This window comes from Pseudomonas sp. SYWMCR5, assembly GCF_057197165.1.
In genome coordinates this window covers 144,020-169,185 of record NZ_JBXUNH010000010.1, presented here as the reverse complement: position 1 = coordinate 169,185, position 25,166 = coordinate 144,020, and the positions used below count along the sequence as shown (strand labels likewise).

The window sequence follows — 25,166 nt, the reverse complement described above, 5'->3', positions numbered from 1 at the left end:
ATAAACACCCCATCAATCATCATCAGTGATAGGTAGTCTCCATGGAAATGCGCCAGTTGAAGATCTTCTGCGCCGTGGCCGAGCTGGGCAGTTTCACCGCGGCTGCGGTCAGGATCAACACCGTGCAATCCAACGTGACCATGCGCATCAAGGAGCTCGAGGCGGAACTCAAGCGCGAGCTGTTCATCCGCAGAAAATCCGGCGTCGTGCTCACGGTCGCGGGCGAGACGTTTCTCGGGTATGCCCGGCGCATCCTGCAACTGACCGAAGAAAGCCGCAGCGCCCTGCTCGATACCGGTGTACCCAACGGCCCGCTGCGCCTGGGCTCGATGGAGACCACTGCCGCCATTCGCCTGCCGAAGATCCTCACCCGCTACCGCGAACAGCATCCCGATGTGCAACTGTCGTTGCTCACCGGCACCACTGCCGAACTGATCAAGGCCATCGAGTCCCACCGGATCGATGGCGCTTTCGTCGGAGGGTTTCACCAGAATCCGATGCTTGCCCAGCAAGAGGTGTTCAGCGAGGAACTGGTGCTGGTCAGCAGCGACCAGTTCGATTCGCTCGACACCTTGATGGCGCGAATGCCCTCGCAGACAGTGCTGGTGTTTCGCAGCGGCTGCTTCTACCGATCGACGCTGGAAAACTGGTTCTATCGGGTGGGCCTGGTGCCCAACCAGATCATGGAAATGGGCAGCCTGGATGGCATCCTTACCTGCGTCTCGGCGGGAATGGGCGTGACTCTGTTGCCCAGGTCGGTGACGCAGAACTGCAGCGTGCGCCATGCGATTCGCTGCCATGAACTACCCGCGGAATTCTCCCGCGTGTCCACGGTGTTCATCCGTCGCCAGGATTCGTTGCCGACCTCGGCGATGAGCGCCTTCATGGAGCTGGCGCAGCAGCGCAGGGACGCGGCGGACCTGCACTGAGCCTGGCGCAAAAAAAGCCCGGCCATTCGCATGACCGGGCACATACACCCAAAGGAGCAACAGGTGTCAGGGTTGGGAATTCGTGGACGCCTCGCGCCTCAAGCCACTGCGGCGAGCTTCGCCTTGGCCTGGTTCAGCCCCTTCTCGTGGAAGTCGCCGCTCATGTTCAGGCCCTCGGCGTGAATGAAGTTCACCTCGTGGATCCCGATGAAGGCCATCACCTGGCGCAGGTAGGGTTCCTGGTGATCGCTGGCAGCGCCGGCGTGGATACCGCCGCGGGCAGTCAGGACGATCGCACGCTTGCCGTTGAGCAGCCCCTGCGGGCCGGTCGGGGTGTACTTGAAGGTGATGCCGGCACGCAGCACATGGTCGAGCCAGGCCTTGAGTGTGCTGGGGATGGCGAAGTTGTACATGGGCGCCGCCATCACCAGCACATCGGCGGCCAGCAACTCATCGGTCAGCTCGTTGGAGCGGGCCAGCGCATCGATTTCAGCCGCGCTGCGCTGTTCCTCGGGCTTCATCCAGCCACCGAGTAGGTTGGCGTCCAGGTGCGGCACCGGGTTGACCGCCAGGTCGCGTACCTTGATCTCGTCGGCAGGATGCGCTGCTTGCCACTGCTGGATGAAGTCGCGGGTCAGTTGACGGGAAACGGAATCCTGTTGGCGGGCGCTGCTTTCGATGATCAGTACGCGGGACATGGGGTGCCTCCATCGGCAAATAGGGTTGCGATTCGATGGAGGTGAGATTAAGACTTGACCTATCGATAAAAAAGCGTAAAAAGTGGGTTCAATCTATCGATTAATTGGTTTTATTCCGGTTTGCAGCTCAGGTCGATGCGCAGCTTGATGATCTGCCGGTTGAACTTGGCCGTCACATCCACGCTCTTGCCGGCCGGCACATTGACCCGACGCACCCTCGGCGCTTCGGGGCCATTGCGCATGGTGACCTTGCAGGCAGCCGGCACCTGCCCGTAGTTGTTCAGGCTGATGCTGCCGATGTCGTAGGCGGTGTCGTACGCGGTGTAGTCGAGCTTGACCCCTTCGATCTCCTTCTGCACATCGATGGGATAGGCCATGGCGCTCAGGGGCAGGGACGTCAGCAGTACCGCAAACCATTTCTTCATTTCGCGCTCTCCTTGTGATGAGCGCAGCTTAGGACAACAGGAGCCGAAGATGAAAGCGCCGCGCGTGACCCTGGATCAGTGGCGAACCCTGCAGGCGGTGGTCGATCACGGCGGCTTCGCCCAGGCCGCCGAAGCCCTGCATCGCTCGCAGTCCTCGGTGAGCTACACCGTGGCGCGCATGCAGGAGCAACTGGGCGTGCCGCTGCTACGCATCGACGGGCGCAAGGCGGTACTGACCGAGGCCGGCAGCGTGCTGCTGCGTCGCTCGCGGCACCTGGTCAAACAGGCCAGCCAGCTCGAAGACCTGGCTCACCACATGGAACAGGGCTGGGAGGCCGAAGTGCGCCTGGTGGTCGACGCCGCCTACCCCAGCGCCCGGCTGGTGCGCGCACTGAGCGCGTTCATGCCGCAGAGCCGCGGCTGCCGTGTGCGCCTGCGTGAAGAAGTGCTGTCCGGGGTCGAGGAAGTACTGCACGAAGGCATCGCCGACCTTGCCATCAGCAGCTTGAACATTCCCGGCTACCTGGGCGCCGAGCTGAGCGCGGTGGAGTTCGTCGCCGTCGCCCACCCCGAGCACAGCCTGCATCGCCTGGGCCGAGAGATCACGTTCCAGGACCTGGAAAGCCAGTTGCAGGTGGTGATCCGCGACTCCGGCCGCAGCCAGCCACGCGACGTCGGCTGGCTGGGTGCCGAACAGCGCTGGACCGTCGGCAGCCTGGGCACCGCGGCGACCTTCGTCGGCAGCGGCCTGGGCTTTGCCTGGCTGCCCCGGCACATGATCGAACGCGAACTGCGCGAGGGCCTGCTAAAGCCTCTGCCGCTCGATCAGGGTGGCAGTCGACACCCGCTGTTCTACCTTTACTCGAGCAAGGAAAAGACCTTGGGTCCGGCCACGCAGATCCTCATCGAGCTGCTGCGCAATTTCGACACCGCGCCACTGGACGTGCCCTTCGCAGCCCCCCCGCAAGCCTGAGAGGACCGCGCCCATGGCCTGTTTCGAACGTGACGGATGCCTGCTGCACTATGAGGAACATGGCCAGGGCGAGCCTCTGGTACTGCTGCACGGGCTCGGTTCGAGCAGCCAGGACTGGGAGCTGCAGGTCCCGGAGCTGAGCCGTCACTATCGGGTGATCCTGATGGACATTCGCGGCCACGGCCAGTCGGCCAAGCCTCGCCACGGCTACCAGATCAAGACCTTCAGCGAAGACTTGCTGGCCCTGCTCGACCATCTGGACACCGGCCCGGTGCACTTCGTGGGCTTGTCCATGGGCGGCATGGTCGGTTTCCAGTTTGCCGTCGACCATCCGCACAGGCTGCGCAGCCTGTGCATCGTCAACAGCGCCCCCGAGGTCAAGCGCCACAACCTCGAACACTGGATCTGGTGGGCCAAGCGCTGGAGCCTGGCACGCCTGCTCAGCGTCGAGACGGTCGGCCAGGGCCTGGCCGCGCGCCTGTTCCCCAAACCCGAGCAAGGCGAACTGCGCCGCAAGATGGCCGAGCGCTGGGCGCGCAACGACAAGCGCGCTTACCTCAAGAGCTTCGACGCCATCGTCGACTGGGGTGTGCAGGAACGCATCGGGCAGATCCCGTGTCCGACACTGGTGATCGCCGCCGACCACGATTACACCCCGATACAACAGAAAGCGCGCTACGTTGCCCTGATGCCCCATGCGACACTGGCGGTCATCGAGGATTCGCGGCACGCTACGCCCCTGGACCAACCCGAGGTCTTCAACCAGACCCTGCTGCGTTTCCTCGCAGCCGCATCCACCTCTCAAGGATCATTGAGCCCATGCTGAAGAAACTCCTGCTGACCGCCTGCTCGTTCGCCTTCGCTGCCAGCGTCATGGCGTCCGACAAGACCCCCCACGTGCTGCTGACTACCAGCTTCGGCGATGTCGAGATCGAACTGAACGCCGAAAAAGCCCCCATCAGTACGAAGAACTTCCTGGAGTACGTCGACAGCGGTTTCTATAACAATACGATCTTCCACCGCGTGATCCCGGGCTTCATGGTCCAGGGCGGCGGCTTCACCGACCAGATGGTACAGAAGAGCACCAAGGATCCGATTCGCAACGAAGCCAGCAACGGCCTGCAGAACACGCGCGGCACGCTGTCGATGGCCCGCACCTCGGATCCGAATTCGGCCACCAGCCAGTTCTTCATCAACGTGGCCGACAACGACTTCCTCAATCCTGGTCGTGACCGCGGCTACGCCGTGTTCGGCAAGGTGACCAAGGGCATGGAGGTGGTCGACCAGATCGTCAACTCCCCCACCACCGTCAAGAAAGGCATGCGCGATGTACCGGCCGATCCGGTCTACATCAAGTCGGCCAAACGTATCGATTGATCGCGGGTCTCACAGGATGTGACGCCGCCCGCGAGCGGGATCAACAGGAGTTTCCATGCTGTACCGTCGCTTCGAACAACTGATCGACATCTTCCGTGAGGCGCCCAGCGAGGCGCCGCCGAGCACGGTCTGGCCGTTCTACCTGTACTACTTGCGCCAGGTCTGGCCGAGCTTTCTCGCCTTGCTGGTGGTCGGCCTGGTCGCCTCGCTGATCGAGGTGGCCTTGTTCAGCTACCTGAGCCGGATCATCGACCTGGCCCAGGGCACGCCCAACGTCAACTTCTTCAGTGAGCACAGCGGCGAGCTGATCTGGATGCTGGTGGTGGTCCTGTTGCTGCGGCCGGTGTTCTTCGGCCTGCACGACCTGCTGGTGCACCAGACCATCAACCCGGGGATGACCAGCCTGATCCGCTGGCAGAACCACACCTATGTGCTCAAGCAGAGCCTGAACTTCTTCCAGAGCGACTTCGCCGGGCGCATCGCCCAGCGCATCATGCAGACCGGCAACTCGCTGCGCGACTCGGCGGTGCAGGCGGTGGATGCGCTGTGGCACGTGCTGATCTACGCGATCAGCTCGCTGGTGCTGTTTGCCGAGGCCGACTGGCGCCTGATGATTCCGCTGCTGGTCTGGATCGTCGGCTATATCGCCGCGCTCTACTACTTCGTGCCGCGGGTCAAGGAACGCTCGGTGGTGTCCTCGGACGCACGCTCCAAACTGATGGGGCGGATCGTCGATGGCTACACCAACATCGCCACCCTCAAGCTGTTCGCCCACACGGACTACGAACAGCAGTACGCCCGCGAGGCGATCAGCGAACAGACCGAGAAGACGCAACTGGCCTCACGTGTCATCACCAGTATGGATGTGGTGATCACCACCCTCAACGGCCTGCTGGTGGTCGCCACCACCGGCCTTGCCCTGTGGCTCTGGAGCCAGTCGCTGATCAGCGTCGGCGCCATTGCCCTGGCCACGGGCCTGGTGATCCGTATCGTCAACATGTCCGGCTGGATCATGTGGGTGGTCAATGGCATCTTCGAAAACATCGGCATGGTCCAGGATGGCCTGCAGACCATTGCCCAGCCGGTCTCGGTCACCGACACACCCAATGCCCCGGCATTGAAGGTCAGCCGTGGCGGCGTACGTTTCGACGATGTCGACTTCCACTACGGCAAGGGTGGCAAGGTCATCGATGGGCTGAACCTGGATATTCGCCCGGGCGAGAAGATCGGCCTGATCGGCCCGTCCGGTGCGGGCAAGTCCACGCTCGTCAACCTGCTGCTGCGCCTGTACGACGTGCAGGGCGGGCGCATCCTCATCGATGGCCAGGATATCGCCCAGGTCAACCAGGCCAGCCTGCGTGCGCAGATCGGCATGATCACCCAGGACACCTCGCTGCTGCACCGCTCGATCCGCGACAACCTGCTGTATGGCCGGCCGGACGCGAGCGACGAGGAAGTCTGGGAGGCCGTGCGCCGCGCCCGGGCCGACGAGTTCATCCCGCAGTTGTCCGACGCCCAGGGCCGCACCGGCTTCGACGCCCATGTAGGCGAGCGCGGGGTCAAGCTCTCCGGCGGCCAGCGCCAGCGCATCGCCATTGCCCGCGTGCTGTTGAAGAATGCGCCGATCCTGATCATGGATGAAGCGACCTCGGCGCTGGACTCGGAAGTCGAGGCAGCGATCCAGGAGAGCCTGGAAACCCTGATGCAGGGCAAGACCGTGATCGCCATCGCCCACCGCCTGTCGACCATCGCCCGGATGGACCGTCTGGTAGTGCTGGAGAAGGGGCGTATCGTCGAGAGCGGCAGCCACGCCGAGCTGTTGGCCCAACAGGGGCTGTATGCGCGGTTGTGGCATCACCAGACCGGCGGGTTCGTCGGGGTGGATTGAGGGGTTCTAACCGGCCAGGTAGCGCGTTGCACTGACGGACAGCGCGGTACCTGTGGGAGCGGGCTTGCCCCGCGATAGTGCCGGCACAGACCCCACTCAACCCCGCCGATACGGCAGCATCTCCCGTGCCTGCTCGGCATACGCCCTCACCCCGTCTCGCTCCTGAGCCAGAAACTCATCCACCGCCCGCCGCAGCCCAGCATGGCGCAAGTAGTGCCACGAACGCGTCAGCACCGGCTCGAACCCGCGGATCAGCTTGTGCTCCCCCTGGGCACCGGCGTCGAACCGCTGCAGCCCCTCGGCAATCGCGTAGTCCATGCCCTGGTAGAAGCAGGTCTCGAAATGCAGGCGGTCGAATTCGTCCAGGCAGCCCCAGTAGCGACCGTAGAAACTTTCGCCCCCGACCAGGCTCAAGGCCATGGCCACGTCGCGGCCGTTCTGCCGTGCGACCACCACCCGCAGCGCCTTGGGCATGCGCTCGGCCAGCAGGCTGAAGAACTCACGGGTCAGGTAGGGCGCACGTCGTCGCACCGCATAGGTGTTGGCATAGCAGCGGTAGACGAAATCCCAGCGCGCCTGGTCCAGCTCATCGCCGCGCAGCCACTGGAAGTCGATGCCCTGTCCGGTCACCTGCTCGCGCTCCTTGCGCATCTGCTTGCGCTTGCGCGAGCTGAGGGTGTCGAGAAAGTCCTGAAAATCCCGATAACCACGGTTGCGCCAGTGGAACTGGCAGCCCAGGCGCTCCATCCAGCCCGGCTGGCCGAGCATCTGCTCGTCCAGGCTGCTGTCGGTGAAGTTGATGTGCGCACCGGACAGTTCACCCTTGACCAGGTACTCCGGCAATGCCTGCAGCAACAGCAGGGCGTCGGCAGGGTCTGCGCTCAGCAGGCGCGGCCCACTGACCGGGCTGAACGGCACCGCCCCGAGCAGCTTGGGGTAATAGGCGATACCCGCACGCTCACAGGCATCGGCCCAGCCGTGGTCGAACACGTACTCACCGAACGAATGCCATTTGCGGTACGCAGGCAGCAACGCCCGCACCTCGCCATCACGCTCCAGCACCAGGTGCTCGGCGGCCCAGCCGGTCTGGCGGCTGACGCTGCCACTGTCCTCCAGCGCGCTGAGGAAGGCATGGCGCAGAAACGGCTGGCCGGCGGGCACGAGCGCGTCCCAGGACAGTGCCGGAAGGTCACGCAGGTGGGCAAGACTGTAGAGGCTGGTCACGACTTCGGCTCCCTGAACACAGGTCGCCAGTATCGCCAAAGGCGCCGGTTCGCTCAAATGACGACGACCGTTCTTATAACCAAGTGAGTAATTACTTAACAGCAGTGCCACTAAATAGACATTATTCTGTAATCCCCCCTCGCAATACTTGCGCCTGTTTTTCGGATGCCGAGAACCTGTCTAGTCAGGCCTTTTCCGGAGACATGCCAACTTGGGGGTGGGCGCACACAAGCCTCCCCACACTTTTCCAATAGGGAGAACCTTATGCGTCTTGTTTCTACACTTACCGGAGTTAGCCTCACCGGCATGATGCTGGCCCTGAGCGCCCCGGCCAGTGCTGCAGTCGACGCCAAGCTGCTCGAAATGCTCCGCGCCAACGGCTCGATCAACCAGGCGCAGTACAGCGAACTGCAGGCCGATCTGGCAAAAGAAACCAAGGAAAAGGCCGACCAGAAGGCACAGTCCGAACGCCTGAGCTCCTTCGAACAGAAAGTGGCATGGGCCGCCAAGACCCAGATCAAGGGTGACGTGCGCCTGCGTTACGAAGACGTCAACGTCGACAACCCACGCAGCGGCAGCGGCAACCAGGACCGCGAACGCGTCCGTGCCCGCGTCGGCTTCTACAGCGAAATCAACCCGCAGGTTGACGCTGGCGTGCGTATCGCCACCGGCAGCAGCGCCGATGGCCGCTCGACCAACCAGAGTCTGGACAACTACTTCGAGAAGAAATCGCTGTGGGTCGACCTGGCCTACCTCGACTGGCACCCGACCGCCATCCCGAACCTGCACCTGATCGGCGGCAAGATGCAGCAGCCTTGGGTGAGCATGGGCGACATCATCTGGGATAGTGACCTGAACCCGGAAGGTGTGGCTGTTACCTACAAGACCAACCTGGGCGGCGCCGAGCTGTTCGGCAGCGCCGGTCAGTACACCCTCAAGGACAACGTCGACGGCGACGGCGTGCAGTTCAAGCACGACGCCCAGCTGTACCACGGCCAGTTGGGTGCCCGCTTCGCACCGGCTGACACCCTCAAGGTCACCGTTGGCGGCAGCATCTACGGCTACGACAACGACAAGGAATCTGCTGCCCTGCGTCAGTTCGGCAACACCACCAACGAATTCAATCTGGTGGAAGGCTTCGGTCAGATCGACTTCACCGGCTTCGCCATCCCGCTGGCAGCCTACGGTCAGTACGTGAAGAACACCGAAAGCACCGACGGCGAAGACAAGGCCTGGCTGGCTGGTGTGAAGACCAAGCTCGGCGCCTGGAGCCTGGACTACAACTACCGCGACGTGCAGCGCAACGCTGTGGTCAGCGCCTTCACCGACTCCGACTTCGGTAACGGCTTCACCGGTAACCGTGGTCACAAGTTCAAGGTCGGTTACGAAATCGACAAGAACTTCGCTGTCGGCGCGGCTTACCTGATGGCCAAGACCGACCGTTCGCAGCTGCCGAACACCGACGCGGACGTCGACACCCTGCAGGTCGACCTGGAAGCCAAGTTCTAAAAGAACGCTCCCCTGCGTAGCTCAGCGGGAAGTGCCGACCCCATCCGGCGCTTCCCGCTTTTTTTCGTCTGCTGAAAAGGCCGCCGCCGTTATCAGCGCTTGCGCAGAATCACACTGCCAATCGAATACCCCGCCCCGAACGAACTCAGCACCGCCAGCGACCCCTCGGCCAGGTCATCCTGGTACAGGTGGAAGGCAATCACCGAGCCGGCCGAACTGGTATTGGCATAACGGTCGAGAATCACCGGTGCCTCCTGCTCGCTCACCTCACGCCCCAGCAGTTTCTTGACGATCAGGTGGTTCATGCTCAGGTTGGCCTGGTGCAGCCAGAAGCGCTTGACGTCGGACGGCTGCAGGTCGTTCTCGGCCAAGTGCTTGCCGATCAGCTCGGCGACCATCGGGCAGACTTCCTTGAACACCTTGCGCCCTTCCTGCACGAACAGCTTGTCGCGGGTGCCTTCACCCTCCTCCGCCGCACGGTTGAGGAAGCCGAAGTTGTTGCGGATGTTGTTGGAGAACGAGGTCAGCAGCTTGGTGCTGACGATGTCGAACTGATGCTTCGAGGTGGCCTGGTCGGCGCGCTCGAGCAACACGGCAGTAGCGGCATCACCAAAGATGAAGTGGCTGTCGCGGTCACGGAAGTTCAGGTGCCCGGTGCAGATCTCCGGGTTGACCATCAGGATCGCCCGGGCCTGGCCGAGCTGGATGCTGTTGGCGGCGTTCTGGATGCCGAAGGTGGCCGAGGAGCAGGCCACGTTCATGTCGAAGCCGAAGCCCTGGATACCCAAGGCCTGCTGCACTTCGATGGCAATCGCAGGATAGGCGCGCTGCAGGTTGGAACAGGCGACGATCACCCCGTCGACGTCGGCAGCGGTACGACCGGCACGCTCCAGTGCCTGGCGGGCGGCGGCCACGGCCATTTCGCAAAGAATGGAGTACTCGTCGTTGGAGCGCTCCGGCAGGCGTGGCTTCATGCGCTGCGGGTCGAGGATGCCGGCCTTGTCCATGACGAAGCGGCTCTTGATGCCCGACGCCTTTTCGATGAACGCCGCGTCGGACAGCGGCGCCGGCTCGACCTCGCCACGCTCGATGGCGGCGGCGTTGTCTGCGTTGAACTGTTGCGACCAGGTGTTGAAGGATTCCACCAGTTCTTCGTTGGAGATGCTCTGGGCCGGGGTATACAGGCCGGTGCCGCTGATCACGACGTTATGCACGGTCGTTCCTCTGGTCTGTGGCCTGCGCCTGTCGGGCGTTGGCCGGGATGGGCTGTGATTAATGGCACTTTAGTGCCAACTTGAGATCGTCAGCGAGGGCTGCGCCCTCGATCGCGGGGCAAGCCCGCTCCCACAAAGTGAGAGCGCGGTTGTCATGCGATGGGCCGCAACGCGGCCCAAATTGCACCAATATTGCCACAATTCAGGGAATTTAGGCTTCCACCAAACTCCACTGCTTGCTTAATCGCTTATCGGAAACCGCCACTTTCGTCCCCAACTGCTGCGCGAACAGCGACACCCGGTACTCCTCCAGCAACCAGCGATACAGGGTCAGCTCGGCGTCACGCTTGCCCTCCTGGGCATGCTTGTCGGCGCGGGTCTTGTACTGTGTCCACAGGTTGCCCAGCTCGCCGCTCCAGACCCGGTCCTTCTGCACCTGCGAGCCCAGCTTCTCCAAACGTAGCTCGATGGCCTTCAGATAGCGCGGCAGTTCCTTGAACCACTGCGCCGGCGTCTCGCGCACGAAGCCTGGGTAGACCAGGTTGCCCAGTTGCTGCTTGATATCGTTCAGCGCCACGGCCTGGCTCAGGTCGATCTTGCCCTTGAAGCGCTTCTGCAGGCCATGCCACAGCTTGAGCACTTCCAGGGTCTGGCGTGCCAGCCGCTCGGCATGCTCGGCCCAGTCGCCACGCTTGCGTTCGGCGAGCGAGGCCAGTGCGGCGCCGTCGCGCGGCAGTGGCGTCTCGCCTTCGAGCACACAGCTGTCGAGGCTGGCCAGCAGGATATCCTCGACCAGCGACTCGACCCGGCCCAGCTCGCGGTACAGCAGCCCCAGCTCTGTCAGCCCCGGCAGCTTGCCGCGCAGGAACTTGGCAGGCTCGGCCAGCTGTTGCAGCAACAGGCGCTGCAGCGCGCGGCGGTGCTGGAATTCGGCTTCGGCCTGGGTCGAGAAACGCCCCTCGCGCACCGCGCCGTTGTCTTCCACCAGTGCCGGGTAGACCGTCAGCGACAGGCCGGCAATCTTCTGCTGGGCAGTCTGCGCCACCTGGGCGAAGGCCTTGGCCTGCACCGGCTGTTCGGTCTTCTCGCTGCGTGGCAACGCCAGGGCGGCCTGGCTGGCGGCGGCGAAACGCGCGGTCAGCTCAGCCAGGTCGCGGCCTTCGCCGAGGAACTTGCCCTGGCCGTCGACCACCTCGATGTTCATGCGCAGGTGCCCTTCGACCTGGCCGGCCGATTCGGCCCACGCCTCGTCGGACACCCGCGCCCCGGTCATGCGCAACAGCTCCTGGCCCAGGGCCTGCGGCAAGGCACCTTGGCCGAAGCTCATGCGCGACAATGCCGCCTTGACGAAGTCCGGCACCGGCACGAAGTTCTTGCGCAAGGCCTTGGGCAGGTTGCGCACCAGGGCCACGCACTTGGCCTCCAGCAACCCCGGCACCAACCACTCCAGGCGTTCGCCCGGCAGGTTCGGCAGCAGGGGCGCAGGCACCCGCACGGTGACACCGTCACGCGGGTGATTGGGTTCGAAGTGATAGCTCAGCGGCAGGCGCAGGTCGCCCACCTGCAGGTGGTCCGGGTACTGCGCGGCAGTGACTTCGCTGGCCTCACGGGCGAGCACGTCCTCTTCGCGCATGATCAGCAGGTTGGCGTCCTTCTGGCTGTTCATCCGGTACCAGCTGTCGAAGGTCGCGGTCTGGTGGATCTCTTCGGGCAGGCGCGCCTCGTAGAACGCGTACAGTGTCTCTTCGTCGGCCAGGATGTCACGACGGCGGGCCTTGGCTTCCAGCTCGTCGAGCTGCTCGAGCAGGCGCTTGTTGGCCGACAGGCACTTGGCCCTGGACTGGATCTCGCCACCGACCAGCCCCTCGCGGATGAACAGCTCGCGCGAGGTCACCGGATCGATCGGACCGAAGTGCACCGGGCGACGACCGACCAGTATCAAGCCATAAAGCGTGATCTGCTCATAGGCGACCACCTGCCCGCGCTTCTTCTCCCAGTGCGGCTCGAAATGGTTCTTCTTGATCAGATGCCCGGCCAGCGGCTCGATCCAGTCCGGCTCGATCTTGGCGACCATGCGCGCATACAGCTTGGTGGTTTCCACCAGCTCGGCGGCCATCACCCACTGCGGGCGCTTGCGGCCGATGCCGGACGAGGGGTGCACCCAGAAGCGCCGCTGACGCGCGCCCTGGTAATCACCCTCTTCGGTCTTGTGGCCGATCTGGCTGAGCAGACCACTGAGGATCGCCTTGTGCATCCGCTGGTAGTCGGAGGCTTCCTTGTTCACCGCCAACTGCAGGTCGCGGCAGATCAGCGACAGCTGGCGGTGCGCATCACGCCACTCGCGCAGGCGCAGGTAGTTGAGGAACTGCTTGCGGCACCAGTTGCGCAGCGGGTTGGCGGTCAACGCCTGGCGCTGTTCCTCGAAGCCGCGCCACAGGTTGACCAGCGCGGCGAAGTCCGAATCGACATCCTTCCACTGCGCGTGCGCCTGGTCAGCGGCCTGCTGGCGCTCTGGCGGTCGCTCGCGCGGGTCTTGTACCGACAGCGCACTGGCGACGATCAGCACTTCCTGCAGGCTGCCCTGGCGGGCACCTTCGAGCAGCATGCGGCCCAGCCGCGGGTCGATCGGCAGGCGCGCCAACTGGCGGCCCAGCGGCGTGAGCTGGTTCTCGCGGTTGACCGCCGAGAGCTCCTGCAACAGGTTGAAGCCGTCGCTGATAGCCTTGCCATCCGGCGGCTCGATGAACGGAAACGCGTCGATCTCGCCCAGGCGCAGGTGCAGCATCTGCAGGATCACCGCCGCCAGGTTGGTGCGCAGGATCTCAGGGTCGGTGAAGGCCGGGCGGCCGTTGAAATCATCCTCGCTGTAGAGACGGATGCAGATCCCCGGCTCGACCCGCCCGCAACGGCCTTTACGCTGGTTGGCGCTGGCCTGCGACACCGCCTCGATGGGCAGGCGCTGGACCTTGGCGCGGTAGCTGTAGCGGCTGATGCGCGCGGTGCCGCTGTCGATCACGTAGCGGATGCCCGGCACGGTCAGCGAGGTTTCGGCGACGTTGGTCGCCAGTACCACGCGCCGGCCACTGTGGGACTGGAAGATCTTCTGCTGCTCGGCCGGGGTCAGGCGCGCGTACAGCGGCAGGATTTCGGTGTGGCGCAGTTGTGCCTTGCGCAGGATTTCGGCGGCATCGCGAATCTCGCGCTCGCCGGGCAGGAACACCAGCACATCGCCCGGGCCCTTGCCCTGACTGCGCTCGTGCTGGGCGATTTCATCCAGCGTGGCGAGGATCGCCTGATCGACGGTGAGGTCATCCTCGACTTGGTTACCCTCCTCGTCCTGCTCGCTGGTCAGCGGGCGGTACCAGGTGTCAACCGGGTAGGTGCGGCCGGACACCTCGATGATCGGCGCGCCATCGAAGTGCTTGGAGAAGCGCTCCAGGTCGATGGTCGCCGAGGTGATGATCAGCTTGAGGTCAGGGCGCCGGTGCAGCAGGGTCTTGAGGTAGCCGAGCAGGAAGTCGATGTTCAGGCTGCGCTCGTGGGCTTCGTCGACGATGATCGTGTCGTAGCGCTCGAGGAAGCGGTCGTGCTGGGTTTCGGCCAGCAGGATACCGTCGGTCATCAGCTTGACCAGGGTGTTCGAGTCGCTCTGGTCCTCGAAACGCACCTGGTAACCGACGAGCGCCCCAAGCGGTGTGCCGAGCTCCTCGGCAACCCGCGCCGCCACACTGCGCGCGGCGATCCGGCGTGGCTGGGTATGGGCGATCAGGCCATGACTGCCGCGGCCCAGTTCCAGGCAGATCTTCGGCAACTGGGTGGTCTTGCCCGAGCCGGTTTCGCCGGCGATCACCAGCACCTGGTGCTCGGCCAGGGCCTTCTTGATCTCGTCGCGCTTGGCGGCGATGGGCAGGTTGTCGTCGTAGCGGATGCTCGGCACGCTCTGCTGGCGCGCGGTGACCTGGGCACAGGACGCCTGGACCTTCTCCACCCACTGCGCCAGCTTGCCCTCGTCGGGGCGCTTGCGCAGCTCGTGCAGTTGCCGCCGCAGGCGATGGCGGTCGGCGATCATGGCGTGGTCGAGGTTTTGCAGCAGTTTGTCGATGGCGTGGTCAGTCATGGGGCTTTCTGATGATGCAGGTGAGCCTGCTTTTGCATGATCGGCATTCTTGAGGATGCGCGATTGTCGCAGATTTGGCGGTTCTCTGCTGCCTGTACCGGCCTCTTCGCGGGCGAGCCCGCTCCCACAGGGACTGAGCTGGCTGTCAGATTTTGAACAAGACAGTTACTCCTACGCGACCGCGCGCGCCGGCAATTTCCGATCAGCCCCGATCCCGTTCGAAATACCGCGAACGCTTGAACAGCAGTCGTGTGCCAGCCATCGTGAAAAAGACGGTCCAGACCAAACCGTCGAGCAATAGGTTTTCGTGCTCACCCAGTTTCGTGCAACTCGTAATCGCTGCTGCCATGAAAACCAGATACATGAACACTCGGAGCCTGCTAGACCGGAATAGCCAGTCGACGCCTACCGCGAGAATGCAGATGAAGCCAATTGCAAAGACGTCAGCCATCACTACCCCGGATTAAATGATCAGCATCAGGCTGCTGGACTGTGGACCCCTATCCATTACGGTCTGAACAGCTCGTAGGACTACTCCGAAACCCCATCACCAAGCGGCGCAAATGTTTAGCCAGCTGCGGAGTGAACGTCGCCATTCACTGCTTTAATCAACCTTACCCACCATGTGAGTATCCAGGGCATGATTCCCGACCCGATCACCGCGCCCCCGCTGTCACGCCCTTCGCTGCCGAAGGTCAGCGCCCGCGCCGGTGAAAATCCGTTGGTCCACGTCATCCTCGCCTTCTGGGCCCTGTGGCACTGCCGCCATGCTCGCCCGCCGGATACCTCGCTCGCTGTCCATTGACGCCTACCGCAGCCCTGCGGCTGCCTGAATCCGTCCGACACACCGCGTCAACCCGCGGTGGTCTTGTGCGCCCCTGAACGACAGGGGCGCGAGCGAGCCTCCATGCACTTTGCCAACCCCGAGCAAGCCCGCGGCTTTCTGGCCGAAAACCCCGATATCGACCTGATCGAACTGTTCATCCTCGACGCCAACGGCGTGCCGCGCGGCAAGCTGCTGCACCGTGACGAGCTGATGGCGGTGTATGAAAGCGGCCGGCCGCTGCCCAGCACCATCCTTGGCCTGACCCTCAATGGCGACGATGTGGAAAACTCGGGCCTGGTCTGGGATGTCGGCGACATCGACTGTCGCGCCTATCCCCTGGATGGCAGCCTGGTGCGCCTGCCCTGGCGCCGGGTGCCGACCGCCGCGGTGCAGGTCAGCATGCACCCCAGCGAAGGCCTGCCCGCCAGCATTGCCGACCCACGCCATGTCCTGCTGCGCACCATCGAGGCCCTGAAGGCCGACGGTTATCACCCGGTGATGGCCTGCGAGCTGGAGTTCTACCTGCTCGACCAGCAGCGCGATGCCCAGGGCCGCCCGCAACCGGCGCTCGACAGCGACGGCGGCCGGCCACGCAGCACACAGGTCTACGGCCTGCGTGAACTGGAACAGATCGAACCCTTCCTCGCCGACCTGTATGCCGCCTGCAAGGCCCAGGGCATTCCGGCGCGCACGGCGATTTCCGAATACGCACCCGGCCAGGTGGAAATCACCCTGGAGCACGGCGATGCGCTGGCAGCGATGGACCAGGCCGTGCGCTACAAGCGCCTGGTCAAGGGCGTGGCCCACGCCCACGGCATGCAGGCCTGCTTCATGGCCAAGCCCTTCGCGCAGATTGCCGGCACCGGCATGCACATGCACCTGAGCCTGGCTGACAGCGAAGGCCGCAACCTGTTCGCCAGCGAGGACCCGGCCGGCACGCCGCTGCTGCGCCAGGCTGTGGCCGGCATGCTGCGCCACCTGCGCGATTCGCTGCTGCTGTTCTGCCCCAACGCCAACTCGTTCCGCCGCTTCCAGGCCAACAGCTATGCGCCGCTGGCGCCGACCTGGGGTGTCGACAACCGTACCGTGAGCCTGCGCGTGCCCGGCGGCCCTGCCCCCAGCCGGCACATCGAGCACCGTATCTGCGGCGCCGATGCCAACCCTTATCTGGCTGCCGCGGCCATTCTCGCCGCCACGCACCAAGGCATTCGCGAACAACTGGACCCCGGTGCCCCGGTCGAGGGCAACGGCTATGCCCAGGCCACCGAGCACCTGCCCACCGACTGGCTCACCGCCCTCGATGCACTGGAGCACTCGGCCTGGGCGCGCGAAGCGCTGGGCGATGCCTTCCTCGGGGTATACCTGAAAGTCAAACGCGCCGAATACCGCCAGTTCATGGCCGAAGTCAGCGAACAGGACTGGCGCTGGTACCTGCACCAGGCCTGAGCCCTACCCTATTCAGAACAAGGAACACCCCATGAACGCAGCACTGAACAACGGCCCGGCCCAGCGCGCACCGTCCTACTACAGCGCCACCCTCAACGACAGGACCGAGTACCCGACGCTCAAGGGCACCGAGCAGGTAGACGTGGCGATCATCGGTGGCGGCTTCACCGGTGTCGCCACCGCCGTGGAGCTGGCCGAGCGCGGCCTGAAGGTCGCCATCGTCGAGACCAATCGCATCGGCTGGGGCGCCAGCGGGCGCAATGGTGGCCAGGTGACTGGCAGCCTGTCCGGCGACGAGGCCATGCGCACGCAGATGCGTGACCGGCTCGGCAGCGAGGTGGACGATTTCATCTGGCACCTGCGCTGGCGCGGGCACCAGATCATCGAGCAACGCGTGGCGCGCTACGGCATCCAGTGCGATCTCAAGCGCGGCCACCTGCATGCCGCGATGAAGCCGTCGCATCTGGAGGAACTGCGCGCCTTCGAAGCCGAGGCCCAGCGCCGTGGGATGGGCGACCAGGTGCAACTGCTCGACCGCCAGGGCATCTCGCGCCACCTGCAGAGCCCGCTGTATCTCGGGGCGCTGAAGAACACGCGCAACCTGCACCTGCATCCACTCAACCTGTGCCTGGGCGAGGCGCGGGCTGCGCACAGCCTCGGCGCGCTGATCTTCGAGAATTCAGAAGTGCTGGATATCGTCCACGGTCCGCGCCCGGCGGTGGTCACTGCCAACGGCCGGATCGAGGCGCGCCAGGTATTGCTGGCGGGCGATGTGTACCACAAGCTCGAACAGCGCCAGCTCAAGGGCAAGATTTTCCCGGCCATGGGCGGCATCGTGACCACCGCGCCCCTGGGCGAGCTGGCCGAGCAGATCAACCCCGAGGACCTGGCGGTGTACGACTGTCGCTTCGTCCTCGACTACTACCGCCTGACCGCCGACAAGCGCCTGCTGTTCGGCGGCGGCGCCAACTATTCGGGGCGTGATTCGCGGGACATCGAAGCCGAGCTGCGCCCTTGCATCGAGCGCACCTTCCCGGCGCTCAAGGGCGTGCCGATCGAGTTCAAGTGGAGCTGCGCCATGGGCATCGTGGTCAACCGCATCCCGCAGCTGGGCAAGCTGTCGGACAATGTCTGGTACTGCCAGGGTTACTCCGGGCATGGCATCGCGACCAGCCACATCATGGGCGAGATCATGGCCGAGGCGTTGACCGGGACGCTGGAGAAGTTCGACACCTTTGCCGCGTGCAAGCACATCAAGGTGCCGATGGGGGATTTGCTGGGCAATCCGCTGCTGTCGGTGGGGATGTGGTACTACCAGATGCTGGAAAAGTTGCGCTGAAACCAAAACCGGCCCGTTCTTGCAGGAGCGGGCCGGTGTGAATCAGGCGATCTTCTTCAGCCCAAGCTTCTTCATTTCTTCGTCGCGCAGCTCACGACGCAGGATCTTGCCGACGTTGGTGGTCGGCAGGGCATCGCGGAACTCGATGAAACGCGGCACCTTGTAGCCGGTGACGTTGGCACGCATGTGCTCCATCACCTGCTCCTTGGTCAGCGTGACACCTGGCTTGGCGACGATGAACATCTTGATCACCTCGCCCGACTTCTCGTCAGGCACGCCGATCGCGGCACATTGCAGCACGCCCGGCAGGGAAACCAGCACGTCTTCCAGCTCGTTGGGGTACACGTTGAAGCCCGAGACCAGGATCATGTCCTTCTTGCGGTCGACGATGCGCATGTAGCCGTCCGGCTGAATCACCGCGATGTCACCGGTCTTCAGCCAGCCTTCGCTGTCGAGGATCTCGGCGGTGGCGTCTTCGCGCTGCCAGTAGCCCTTCATCACCTGCGGGCCCTTGATGCACAGCTCACCGACTTCTCCCAGCGGCAGTTCCTGGCCGCTGTCGTCGATGACCTTGCACAGAGTGGACGGCACCGGAATGCCGATGGTGCCGATCTGGTTGGCTTCGGACGGGTTGACCGCCGCCACCGGGCTGGTCTCGGTCATGCCATAGCCTTCGCAGATGGCGCAGCCGGTGACCGCCTTCCAGCGCTCGGCCACGCTCAGTTGCAGGGCCATGCCGCCGGAAAGCGTGACCTTCAGCGCCGAGAAGTCCAGGCTGCGGAAGGTTTCGTTGTTGCACAGGGCGACGAACAGGGTGTTCAGCCCGACGAAGCCGCTGAACTTCCACTTGCCCAGTTCCTTGACCATCGCCGGCAGGTCGCGCGGGTTGCTGATCAGCACGTTGTGGTTACCGATCAGCATCATCGCCATGCAATGGAAGGTGAACGCGTAGATGTGGTACAGCGGCAGCGGCGTGATGATGATCTCGGAGCCTTCCTGCAGGTTCGAGCCCATCAGCGCGCGGCACTGCAGCATGTTGGAGACCAGGTTGCGGTGGGTCAGCATCGCGCCCTTGGCCACACCCGTAGTGCCGCCGGTGTATTGCAGCACAGCCACGTCATTGGCTTGCGGGCTGGCCTCGATGACCGGCTGGCCACGGCCCTTGGCCAGTGCATCGTTGAAGCGCACGGCCTGGGGCAGGCTGTAGGCCGGCACCATCTTCTTCACATACTTGATGACGCTGTTGATCAGCACGCGCTTGAGCGGCGGCAGCAGGTCGGCCACTTCGGTAACGATGACGTGCTTGACCTGGGTCTTGGGCAGGACCTTCTCGACCAAGTGCGCCATGTTGGCCAGGCACACCACGGCCTTGGCACCGGAATCGGTGAACTGATGCTCCAGCTCACGCGCGGTATACAGCGGGTTGGTGTTGACCACGACCAGGCCGGCGCGCATGGCACCGAACACGGCGACGGGATATTGCAGTACATTGGGCAGTTGCACGGCGATGCGATCGCCGGGCTTGAGGTCGGTGTGCTGTTGCAGCCAGGCCGCGAAAGCGCCGGACAGGGTGTACAGCTCGCCGTAGGTAAGGGTCTTGCCGAGGTTGCTGAACGCCGGTTTGTCGGCGAAGCGCTGGCAGGATTGCTTCAGTACGGCCTGGATGTTGGGGAATTCGTCAGGATTGATTTCCGCCGTAATTCCGGCTGGGTATTTATCCTTCCAAAAATGTTCGATCATGGAAGCCCACTCCTTTAGCAACAGCGAATTCTTCACGCGTCGATGCGTTTATTATTGATATGAGATGAAGGGATTCATTGCAAACCGCATCATCTGAAAGCGCGCCGAGAGTAACAGCTTTGCCTGGGGTCGCCTAGAGGGCTTCGCAAGCCTCAAGAGTCACCAAAGTGACTCAATGAACTCTATGAGTCATTTCTAGAGTATTTAATCAAAATGTCGCATTGCGGTGCGTGCGGCAGCCGACTCGGTCGCTGTAGGAGCGGGCTTGTCCCGCGATCGGGCGCGAAGCGGCCGCAAGCCAGGCAGTCGAGATCGTCCTGATAAATCTCGGTGCCAGGTTCTACGGCCGCTTCGCGCCCGATCGCGGGACAAGTCGGGACGCCGAACCGCCGCTCCCACATTGGGCTGGACGTTAAATTTTGAGCAAGACAATTGCTTCCACTGGTGAGGTGGATTTCAGGCGATGTCGCGCAACTCCCGACGCAGGATCTTGCCTACCGGCGTCATGGGCAGTGAATCGCGCAGCACGATGTGCTTGGGCACCTTGTAGCCGGTGAAGTTGGCCTTGCAGAAGGTCTTGAGCTCCTCGACGCTGACACCGCCCGCCCGAGGAACCACGAACAGTTTTACCGCTTCGCCGGAGCGTTCGTCGGGCACGCCGATCACCGCGCAACTGGCCACTTGCGGGTGGCCCATGACCACGTCCTCGATCTCGTTGGGATACACGTTGAAGCCCGAGACGATGATCATGTCCTTCTTGCGATCGACGATGCGGGTGAAGCCGTCCGGGTCGATCACCGCGATGTCGCCGGTCTTGAACCAGCCGTCGGCATCCAGCGCCTGAGCTGTCGCCTCCGGCTGCTGCCAATAGCCCTTCATGACCTGCGGCCCCTTGATGCACAGCTCGCCGCGTTCGCCCAGCGGCATTTCGTTGCCGTCGTCGTCGATGACCTTGAACGCAGTCCCGACCACCGGGATGCCCACCGTACCCAGCCGCGCCAGTTGCCCGTAGGGGTTGGTGCTGGCCACCGGGGAGGTTTCGGTCAGGCCGTAACCCTCGACGATGCGACAGCCAGTCAGGCTCTCCCAGCGCTCGGCGGTGGCCTTGACCAACGCCGTGCCGCCCGAGTTGGTGACCTTCAGCGCCGAGAAATCCAGCGACTTGAAGCCCGGGTTGTCCATCAACGCGACGAACAGTGTGTTCAGGCCCAGCAGCGCCGAGAAGCGCCACTTGCCCAGCTCCTTGATGAAGCCCGGGATGTCGCGCGGATTGGTGATCAGTACGTTGTGATTGCCCGTGACCATCATGCACATGCAGTTCGCAGTGAAGGCATAGATGTGATACAGCGGCAGCGGTGCGATCATCACCTCCTGCCCTTCCTTGATCAGCGGCTGGCCGTCGGGCCCGTGCTGGGCGAAGCAGGCCAGTACCTGCAGCATGTTGGCGACCAGGTTGCCGTGGGTGAGCATCGCGCCCTTGGCCAGCCCCGTGGTGCCGCCGGTGTATTGCAATACGGCGACATCCTCGAGCGTCTGCACCACCGGCTTGTGCGTGAGCTCACGGCCCTCGCGCAGTACCTGCTTGAACGACACGGCCTGGGGCAGGCGGTAGGCCGGCACCATCTTCTTCAGCTTGTCGACCACCATGTTGACCAGCCAGCCCTTGGCGGCGGGCAGCAGGTCGCCCATCTTCGCCTCGATCAGGTATTCGATGCCGGTATCGGGCAGCACCGTCTGCACCCGCTGGCCGAACATGTTCAGGTACACCAGCGCACGGGCGCCGGAGTCATTGAACTGGTGGCGCATCTCGCGCTCGGTGTACAGCGGGTTGGTGTTGACCACGATCAACCCGGCGCGCATCGCACCGAAGACGGCGATGGGGTATTGCAGGACATTGGGCATCTGCACGGCGATGCGATCACCGGGCTTGAGGTCGGTGTGCTGTTGCAGCCAGGCCGCAAAGGCCGCCGAATGGCGCTCCAGTTCGGCGTAACTGAGGGTGACACCGAGGTTGCTGAACGCCGGCCGGTCGGCGAAGCGTTTGCAGGAACGCTCGAACACCTCGACGACGGATTTGTAAGCAGTGATGTCTATGGTGGAAGGCACGCCCGCCGGGCGCTTGTCATTCCAGAAGTCGGCTTGCATTTATTGTTGTTCCTCAGCCTGAACCGTCCATGACCTGATTGCCCAGCGGCAAAAAGGCGTTCAGCCGACGTTAGCAGGTAAGCCGGAGGTGGCAAATACGCCAAGGGCTGCCATTAACATTGTGAATCTTATTTGTGCCCCTGCTGCAATCCTGGTCATTGTGCATACACTGAGCTCAATCCCGTGCACAAAGGATTTCCCATGCCCCACGACGCCTTCTGGCTACCCGCCAGCGAGCACTGCAGCCTGTACGTCCACCAGTGGCTGCCGCAGACGCCGGTCAAGGCCGTTGTGCTGCTGGCCCATGGCATGGCCGAGCACGCCGGGCGCTACCGGCGCCTGGGCCACGCGCTGAACGATGCTGGCTTTGCCCTGTTCGCCCCTGACCTGCGTGGCCACGGCCGCACCGCGGAGCTCGGTAGCCTCGGTCTGTTCGCCCATCAGCACGGCTGGAACACGGTGGTCAACGACCTGGGCCTGCTCAGCCAGCACATCGGCCAGCAGTTCCCCGGCACGCCGCTGTTCCTGTTCGGCCACAGCATGGGCAGCTACATCGCCCAGGCGTACCTGCTGCACCACAGTGGCAGCCTGCATGGGGCGGTGCTCAGCGGCTCGAACTTCCAGCCGCCTGCGCTCTATCGCGCAGCACGCCTGATCGCCCGCCTGGAGGCCTGGCGCCAGGGGGTGGAGGGCAAGAGCGCACTGATCGACTGGCTGTCGTTCGGCTCGTTCAACAAGGCCTTCGAACCCAACCGCACGGCGTTCGACTGGCTCAGCCGCGACCCGGCCGAGGTCGACGCCTACATCGACGACCCGCTGTGCGGCTTTCGTTGCAGCAACCAACTGTGGCTCGACCTGCTGCAAGGCCTGGCACAGATCAGCCAACCGCGCCATCTGGCGCAGATCGATCCGAACCTGCCGATGCTGGTGATCGGCGGCGAATGTGATCCGGTCAGCGCCGGCAAGCGTCTCACCCACCTGGCCAACGCCCTGCGCGCGACCGGCAATCGCCATGTACAATTGCGCGTCTACCCGCAGGCACGCCACGAAGTGCTCAACGAAACCAATCGTGACGAGGTCACCCACGACATCATTGCCTGGCTGGAACAGGCACTGGCCCTTGGCCGCCCTGCCCGCAGCGAATGATGTGCACCGCCTCGTCCCTCCAAGGAAGCCCTGATGACCCAGGTCACCAACACGCCCTACGAAGCCCTCGAAGTCGGCCAGAAAGCCAGTTATGAAAAATCGGTGGAAGAACGCGACATCCAGCTGTTCGCCGCCATGTCCGGTGACCACAACCCGGTGCACCTGGACGCCGAGTTCGCGGCCAAGAGCATGTTCCGCGAGCGCATCGCCCACGGCATGTTCAGCGGTGCCCTGATCAGCGCCGCGGTCGCCTGCACCTTGCCAGGGCCCGGCACCATCTACCTGGGGCAGAAGATGAGCTTCCAGAAGCCGGTGAAGATTGGCGACACCCTGACCGTACGCCTGGAAATCCTCGAGAAGCTGCCCAAGTTCAAGGTGCGCATCGCCACCAACGTGTACAACCAGAACGACGAACTGGTAGTCGAGGGCGAGGCCGAGATCCTGGCGCCACGCAAGCAGCAGACAGTAGAGCTGGTATCGCCGCCGAACTTTGTCGCCGGCTGATCGAGCAGTATCCTGTCGCGGATCTACCCGCGACAGGGCTCCAACGCCCTCAGGCAGCGCTCGATATGCCGCCGCTCAGGTTCCTGGCGGGCCAGCGCCAGCGCCCTGCCCCACGCCTCCCGAGCCTGCTGCACATGCCCCAGCTGCCCATGTAGCTGAGCCCGGGCCGCATGGGCCAGATGGTAATCGAGCAACTCGCCGCGCCCCAGAATCGCCTCCACCACCGCCAGGCCCGTCGCCGGTCCGTCACGACTTGCCAGCGCCACTGCGCGGTTCAGTTCGATCACAGGTGACGGCCAGTGCCGCAGCAACACGTCATACAGGCCGACGATCTCTGCCCAGTCGGTGTCCTGGGCGCTGGCGGCCTCGGCATGCACCGCAGCAATCGCCGCCTGCACGCTGTAGGGCCCGATATCACGGCTACCCAGCGCATGACGCACCAGGGCGCAGCCTTCCTCGATCTGTGCCTTGTCCCACAGGCTGCGGTCCTGCTGGTCGAGCAGCACCAACTCGCCTTCGCCATCGGTGCGCGCCTGCTGGCGCGAGGCCTGCAACAGCATCAACGCCAGCAGGCCGAACACCTCTGGATCCGGCAGCAATTGCGCCAGCAGCCGCCCCAGGCGAATCGCCTCGTCACACAGGTCGCGCTGCACCAGGTCTTCCCCCGCCGACGCCGAATAGCCTTCGTTGAACACCAGGTAAATCACCCGCAACACACTTTCCAGGCGCTCGGCCAGTTCGCCCATGGCGGGCACCTGGTAGGGAATCCGTGCATCGCGAATCTTGGCCTTGGCCCGCACGATGCGCTGGGCGATGGTCGAGGGCGACTGCAGGAACGCACGGGCGATCTGCTCGGTGGTCAGATCGCACACCTCACGCAGGGTCAAAGGCACCTGGGCATCGGCGGACAACGCCGGGTGACAACAGGTGAAGATCAAGCGCAAGCGGTCGTCAGCGAGCAGTTCCTCCTCGCTCGGATCCTGCGACGGGTCTTCGAGCTGCATGATCAGCGCCGCCTGCGAACGATCGAAACGGGCGCGTCTGCGCAAGGCATCGATGGCCTTGAAGCGCCCGGCCGAGACCAGCCAGGCCCGGGGGTTATCCGGCATGCCGTCGCGCTGCCAACGCTCCACGGCAATGAAGAAGGCATCATGCAGGGCCTCCTCGGCCAGGTCGAAATCACCCAACAGGCGGATCAGGGTCGCCAGGATGCGCCGCGAGTCGCGCCGGTAGATAACCTCGACCTGGGTGCGCAGTTCATCACCCGTCATCGTGTTGCGGTCCGCGGCGTCATCTTGGCTGACCTCCCGTCATCAGGGTTGCAGTTCGCGCACCGGCCTCACTTCGACACTGCCGACCCGCGCCGCCGGAATGCCTTTGGCGATGTTCAGTGCCTCGTTGAGGTCACGGGCATCGACCAGGTAGAAGCCGGCCAGTTGCTCCTTGGTTTCGGCGAAGGGCCCGTCGGTCAGGCTCATCTTGCCAGCGCGCATGCGCACCGTAGTGGCGGTCTGCACCGGCTTGAGCGCCTCGGCCGCAAGCATCCGCCCGGAGCCGTGCAGCGACTCGGCGTAAGCCATGCACTCGGCGTCTTCGGGGCTGTCGGGCAGGCTGTGCAGCAGCCCCTCGTCACAATAGACCAGGCACAGGTATTTCATGATCGTCT

Annotated in this window: 19 protein-coding genes; 10 read left to right on the top strand and 9 right to left on the bottom strand. The window is 63.9% G+C overall.

Annotated elements, in window-relative coordinates; genetic code table 11:
- Positions 1 to 41 precede the first annotated feature (41 nt).
- Positions 42 to 929, top strand: a complete 888-nt coding sequence (locus tag AC2CGW_RS22725) for a LysR family transcriptional regulator (RefSeq protein WP_484574638.1) — start codon at positions 42 to 44, stop codon at positions 927 to 929.
- Between the two features lie 98 nt (positions 930 to 1,027).
- Here the strand turns inward: AC2CGW_RS22725 and AC2CGW_RS22720 are convergent, their stop codons facing one another.
- Both AC2CGW_RS22720 and AC2CGW_RS22715 read right to left on the bottom strand, forming a co-directional pair.
- Entirely contained in the window at positions 1,028 to 1,627 is a 600-nt protein-coding gene (locus AC2CGW_RS22720; protein WP_484574637.1) for an FMN-dependent NADH-azoreductase, read from the bottom strand.
- A gap of 110 nt (positions 1,628 to 1,737) precedes the next feature.
- Positions 1,738 to 2,052, bottom strand: coding sequence for a hypothetical protein (locus AC2CGW_RS22715; RefSeq protein WP_054893296.1), 315 nt, complete (start codon positions 2,050 to 2,052; stop codon positions 1,738 to 1,740).
- Between the two features lie 49 nt (positions 2,053 to 2,101).
- Here AC2CGW_RS22715 and AC2CGW_RS22710 point away from each other — a divergent pair, with 49 nt between their 5' ends.
- The 4 genes from AC2CGW_RS22710 to AC2CGW_RS22695 are packed head-to-tail and all read left to right on the top strand — an operon-like array spanning position 2,102 to position 6,290.
- Positions 2,102 to 3,025, top strand: coding sequence for a PA3225 family LysR-type transcriptional regulator (locus AC2CGW_RS22710; RefSeq protein ID WP_484574636.1), 924 nt, complete (start codon positions 2,102 to 2,104; stop codon positions 3,023 to 3,025).
- 13 nt (positions 3,026 to 3,038) lie between these two features.
- Positions 3,039 to 3,851, top strand: coding sequence for an alpha/beta fold hydrolase (locus AC2CGW_RS22705; RefSeq protein ID WP_186666875.1), 813 nt, complete (start codon positions 3,039 to 3,041; stop codon positions 3,849 to 3,851).
- Positions 3,845 to 4,402, top strand: coding sequence for a peptidylprolyl isomerase (locus AC2CGW_RS22700; RefSeq protein WP_186666876.1), 558 nt, complete (start codon positions 3,845 to 3,847; stop codon positions 4,400 to 4,402). The genes AC2CGW_RS22705 and AC2CGW_RS22700 overlap by 7 nt, the downstream gene beginning before the upstream one ends.
- Before the next feature lie 55 nt (positions 4,403 to 4,457).
- On the top strand, positions 4,458 to 6,290 hold the full coding sequence (locus tag AC2CGW_RS22695; protein ID WP_426351940.1) for an ABC transporter ATP-binding protein: 1,833 nt from the start codon (positions 4,458 to 4,460) through the stop codon (positions 6,288 to 6,290).
- Positions 6,291 to 6,386: 96 nt separating this feature from the next.
- Here AC2CGW_RS22695 and AC2CGW_RS22690 read toward each other — a convergent pair whose 3' ends face one another.
- Positions 6,387 to 7,514 carry a GNAT family N-acetyltransferase gene (locus tag AC2CGW_RS22690; RefSeq protein WP_484574635.1) on the bottom strand — a complete coding sequence of 376 codons (1,128 nt, stop codon included), beginning with the start codon at positions 7,512 to 7,514 and terminating at the stop codon, positions 6,387 to 6,389.
- Positions 7,515 to 7,778: 264 nt separating this feature from the next.
- On the opposite strand from AC2CGW_RS22690, the gene AC2CGW_RS22685 reads away from it, so the two are divergent.
- Positions 7,779 to 9,023, top strand: a complete 1,245-nt coding sequence (locus AC2CGW_RS22685) for a putative porin (protein WP_186666879.1) — start codon at positions 7,779 to 7,781, stop codon at positions 9,021 to 9,023.
- A gap of 92 nt (positions 9,024 to 9,115) precedes the next feature.
- Here AC2CGW_RS22685 and AC2CGW_RS22680 read toward each other — a convergent pair whose 3' ends face one another.
- Positions 9,116 to 10,237: a beta-ketoacyl-ACP synthase III gene (locus AC2CGW_RS22680; protein WP_186666880.1), complete on the bottom strand. Its 1,122-nt coding sequence runs from the start codon at positions 10,235 to 10,237 to the stop codon at positions 9,116 to 9,118.
- A 211-nt stretch (positions 10,238 to 10,448) separates the two neighbouring features.
- Positions 10,449 to 14,354, bottom strand: a complete 3,906-nt coding sequence (hrpA, locus tag AC2CGW_RS22675) for an ATP-dependent RNA helicase HrpA (protein WP_411384022.1) — start codon at positions 14,352 to 14,354, stop codon at positions 10,449 to 10,451.
- Positions 14,355 to 15,261: 907 nt separating this feature from the next.
- Between hrpA and AC2CGW_RS22670 the strand changes: the two genes are divergently transcribed.
- Both AC2CGW_RS22670 and AC2CGW_RS22665 read left to right on the top strand, forming a co-directional pair.
- Positions 15,262 to 16,626 carry a glutamine synthetase family protein gene (locus AC2CGW_RS22670; protein ID WP_186666882.1) on the top strand — a complete coding sequence of 455 codons (1,365 nt, stop codon included), beginning with the start codon at positions 15,262 to 15,264 and terminating at the stop codon, positions 16,624 to 16,626.
- Between the two features lie 31 nt (positions 16,627 to 16,657).
- Positions 16,658 to 17,965: an NAD(P)/FAD-dependent oxidoreductase gene (locus AC2CGW_RS22665; protein WP_186711859.1), complete on the top strand. Its 1,308-nt coding sequence runs from the start codon at positions 16,658 to 16,660 to the stop codon at positions 17,963 to 17,965.
- Between the two features lie 42 nt (positions 17,966 to 18,007).
- Here AC2CGW_RS22665 and fadD1 read toward each other — a convergent pair whose 3' ends face one another.
- On the bottom strand, positions 18,008 to 19,705 hold the full coding sequence (gene fadD1, locus AC2CGW_RS22660) for a long-chain-fatty-acid--CoA ligase FadD1 (RefSeq protein ID WP_186666884.1): 1,698 nt from the start codon (positions 19,703 to 19,705) through the stop codon (positions 18,008 to 18,010).
- A 456-nt stretch (positions 19,706 to 20,161) separates the two neighbouring features.
- Positions 20,162 to 21,850: a long-chain-fatty-acid--CoA ligase FadD2 gene (gene fadD2, locus AC2CGW_RS22655; protein ID WP_484574634.1), complete on the bottom strand. Its 1,689-nt coding sequence runs from the start codon at positions 21,848 to 21,850 to the stop codon at positions 20,162 to 20,164.
- A 201-nt stretch (positions 21,851 to 22,051) separates the two neighbouring features.
- Between fadD2 and AC2CGW_RS22650 the strand changes: the two genes are divergently transcribed.
- Together AC2CGW_RS22650 and AC2CGW_RS22645 are read left to right on the top strand one after the other, a co-directional pair.
- Entirely contained in the window at positions 22,052 to 22,996 is a 945-nt protein-coding gene (locus AC2CGW_RS22650) for a lysophospholipase (protein WP_484574633.1), read from the top strand.
- A gap of 33 nt (positions 22,997 to 23,029) precedes the next feature.
- Positions 23,030 to 23,500: a MaoC family dehydratase gene (locus AC2CGW_RS22645; RefSeq protein ID WP_054893311.1), complete on the top strand. Its 471-nt coding sequence runs from the start codon at positions 23,030 to 23,032 to the stop codon at positions 23,498 to 23,500.
- A gap of 23 nt (positions 23,501 to 23,523) precedes the next feature.
- Here AC2CGW_RS22645 and AC2CGW_RS22640 read toward each other — a convergent pair whose 3' ends face one another.
- Together AC2CGW_RS22640 and AC2CGW_RS22635 are read right to left on the bottom strand one after the other, a co-directional pair.
- A complete protein-coding gene (locus AC2CGW_RS22640; RefSeq protein WP_484574632.1) occupies positions 23,524 to 24,771 on the bottom strand; it encodes an RNA polymerase sigma factor in 1,248 nt (415 codons plus the stop codon).
- Positions 24,772 to 24,813: 42 nt separating this feature from the next.
- The gene (locus AC2CGW_RS22635; RefSeq protein ID WP_063543704.1) at positions 24,814 to 25,158 is read right to left on the bottom strand and encodes a YciI family protein; all 345 of its coding nucleotides are present in this window, start codon (positions 25,156 to 25,158) and stop codon (positions 24,814 to 24,816) included.
- Positions 25,159 to 25,166 lie beyond the last annotated feature (8 nt).

What these genes read in the sequence shown, in the direction of transcription:
- AC2CGW_RS22725 (WP_484574638.1), top strand. Translation starts at nt 42, where the DNA reads ATGGAAATGCGCCAGTTGAAGATCTTCTGCGCCGTGGCCGAGCTGGGC.
- AC2CGW_RS22720 (WP_484574637.1), bottom strand. Translation starts at nt 1,627, where the DNA reads ATGTCCCGCGTACTGATCATCGAAAGCAGCGCCCGCCAACAGGATTCC.
- AC2CGW_RS22715 (WP_054893296.1), bottom strand. Translation starts at nt 2,052, where the DNA reads ATGAAGAAATGGTTTGCGGTACTGCTGACGTCCCTGCCCCTGAGCGCC.
- AC2CGW_RS22710 (WP_484574636.1), top strand. Translation starts at nt 2,102, where the DNA reads ATGAAAGCGCCGCGCGTGACCCTGGATCAGTGGCGAACCCTGCAGGCG.
- AC2CGW_RS22705 (WP_186666875.1), top strand. Translation starts at nt 3,039, where the DNA reads ATGGCCTGTTTCGAACGTGACGGATGCCTGCTGCACTATGAGGAACAT.
- AC2CGW_RS22700 (WP_186666876.1), top strand. Translation starts at nt 3,845, where the DNA reads ATGCTGAAGAAACTCCTGCTGACCGCCTGCTCGTTCGCCTTCGCTGCC.
- AC2CGW_RS22695 (WP_426351940.1), top strand. Translation starts at nt 4,458, where the DNA reads ATGCTGTACCGTCGCTTCGAACAACTGATCGACATCTTCCGTGAGGCG.
- AC2CGW_RS22685 (WP_186666879.1), top strand. Translation starts at nt 7,779, where the DNA reads ATGCGTCTTGTTTCTACACTTACCGGAGTTAGCCTCACCGGCATGATG.
- hrpA (WP_411384022.1), bottom strand. Translation starts at nt 14,354, where the DNA reads ATGACTGACCACGCCATCGACAAACTGCTGCAAAACCTCGACCACGCC.
- AC2CGW_RS22670 (WP_186666882.1), top strand. Translation starts at nt 15,262, where the DNA reads ATGCACTTTGCCAACCCCGAGCAAGCCCGCGGCTTTCTGGCCGAAAAC.
- AC2CGW_RS22665 (WP_186711859.1), top strand. Translation starts at nt 16,658, where the DNA reads ATGAACGCAGCACTGAACAACGGCCCGGCCCAGCGCGCACCGTCCTAC.
- fadD1 (WP_186666884.1), bottom strand. Translation starts at nt 19,705, where the DNA reads ATGATCGAACATTTTTGGAAGGATAAATACCCAGCCGGAATTACGGCG.
- fadD2 (WP_484574634.1), bottom strand. Translation starts at nt 21,850, where the DNA reads ATGCAAGCCGACTTCTGGAATGACAAGCGCCCGGCGGGCGTGCCTTCC.
- AC2CGW_RS22650 (WP_484574633.1), top strand. Translation starts at nt 22,052, where the DNA reads ATGCCCCACGACGCCTTCTGGCTACCCGCCAGCGAGCACTGCAGCCTG.
- AC2CGW_RS22645 (WP_054893311.1), top strand. Translation starts at nt 23,030, where the DNA reads ATGACCCAGGTCACCAACACGCCCTACGAAGCCCTCGAAGTCGGCCAG.
- AC2CGW_RS22640 (WP_484574632.1), bottom strand. Translation starts at nt 24,771, where the DNA reads ATGACGGGTGATGAACTGCGCACCCAGGTCGAGGTTATCTACCGGCGC.
- AC2CGW_RS22635 (WP_063543704.1), bottom strand. Translation starts at nt 25,158, where the DNA reads ATGAAATACCTGTGCCTGGTCTATTGTGACGAGGGGCTGCTGCACAGC.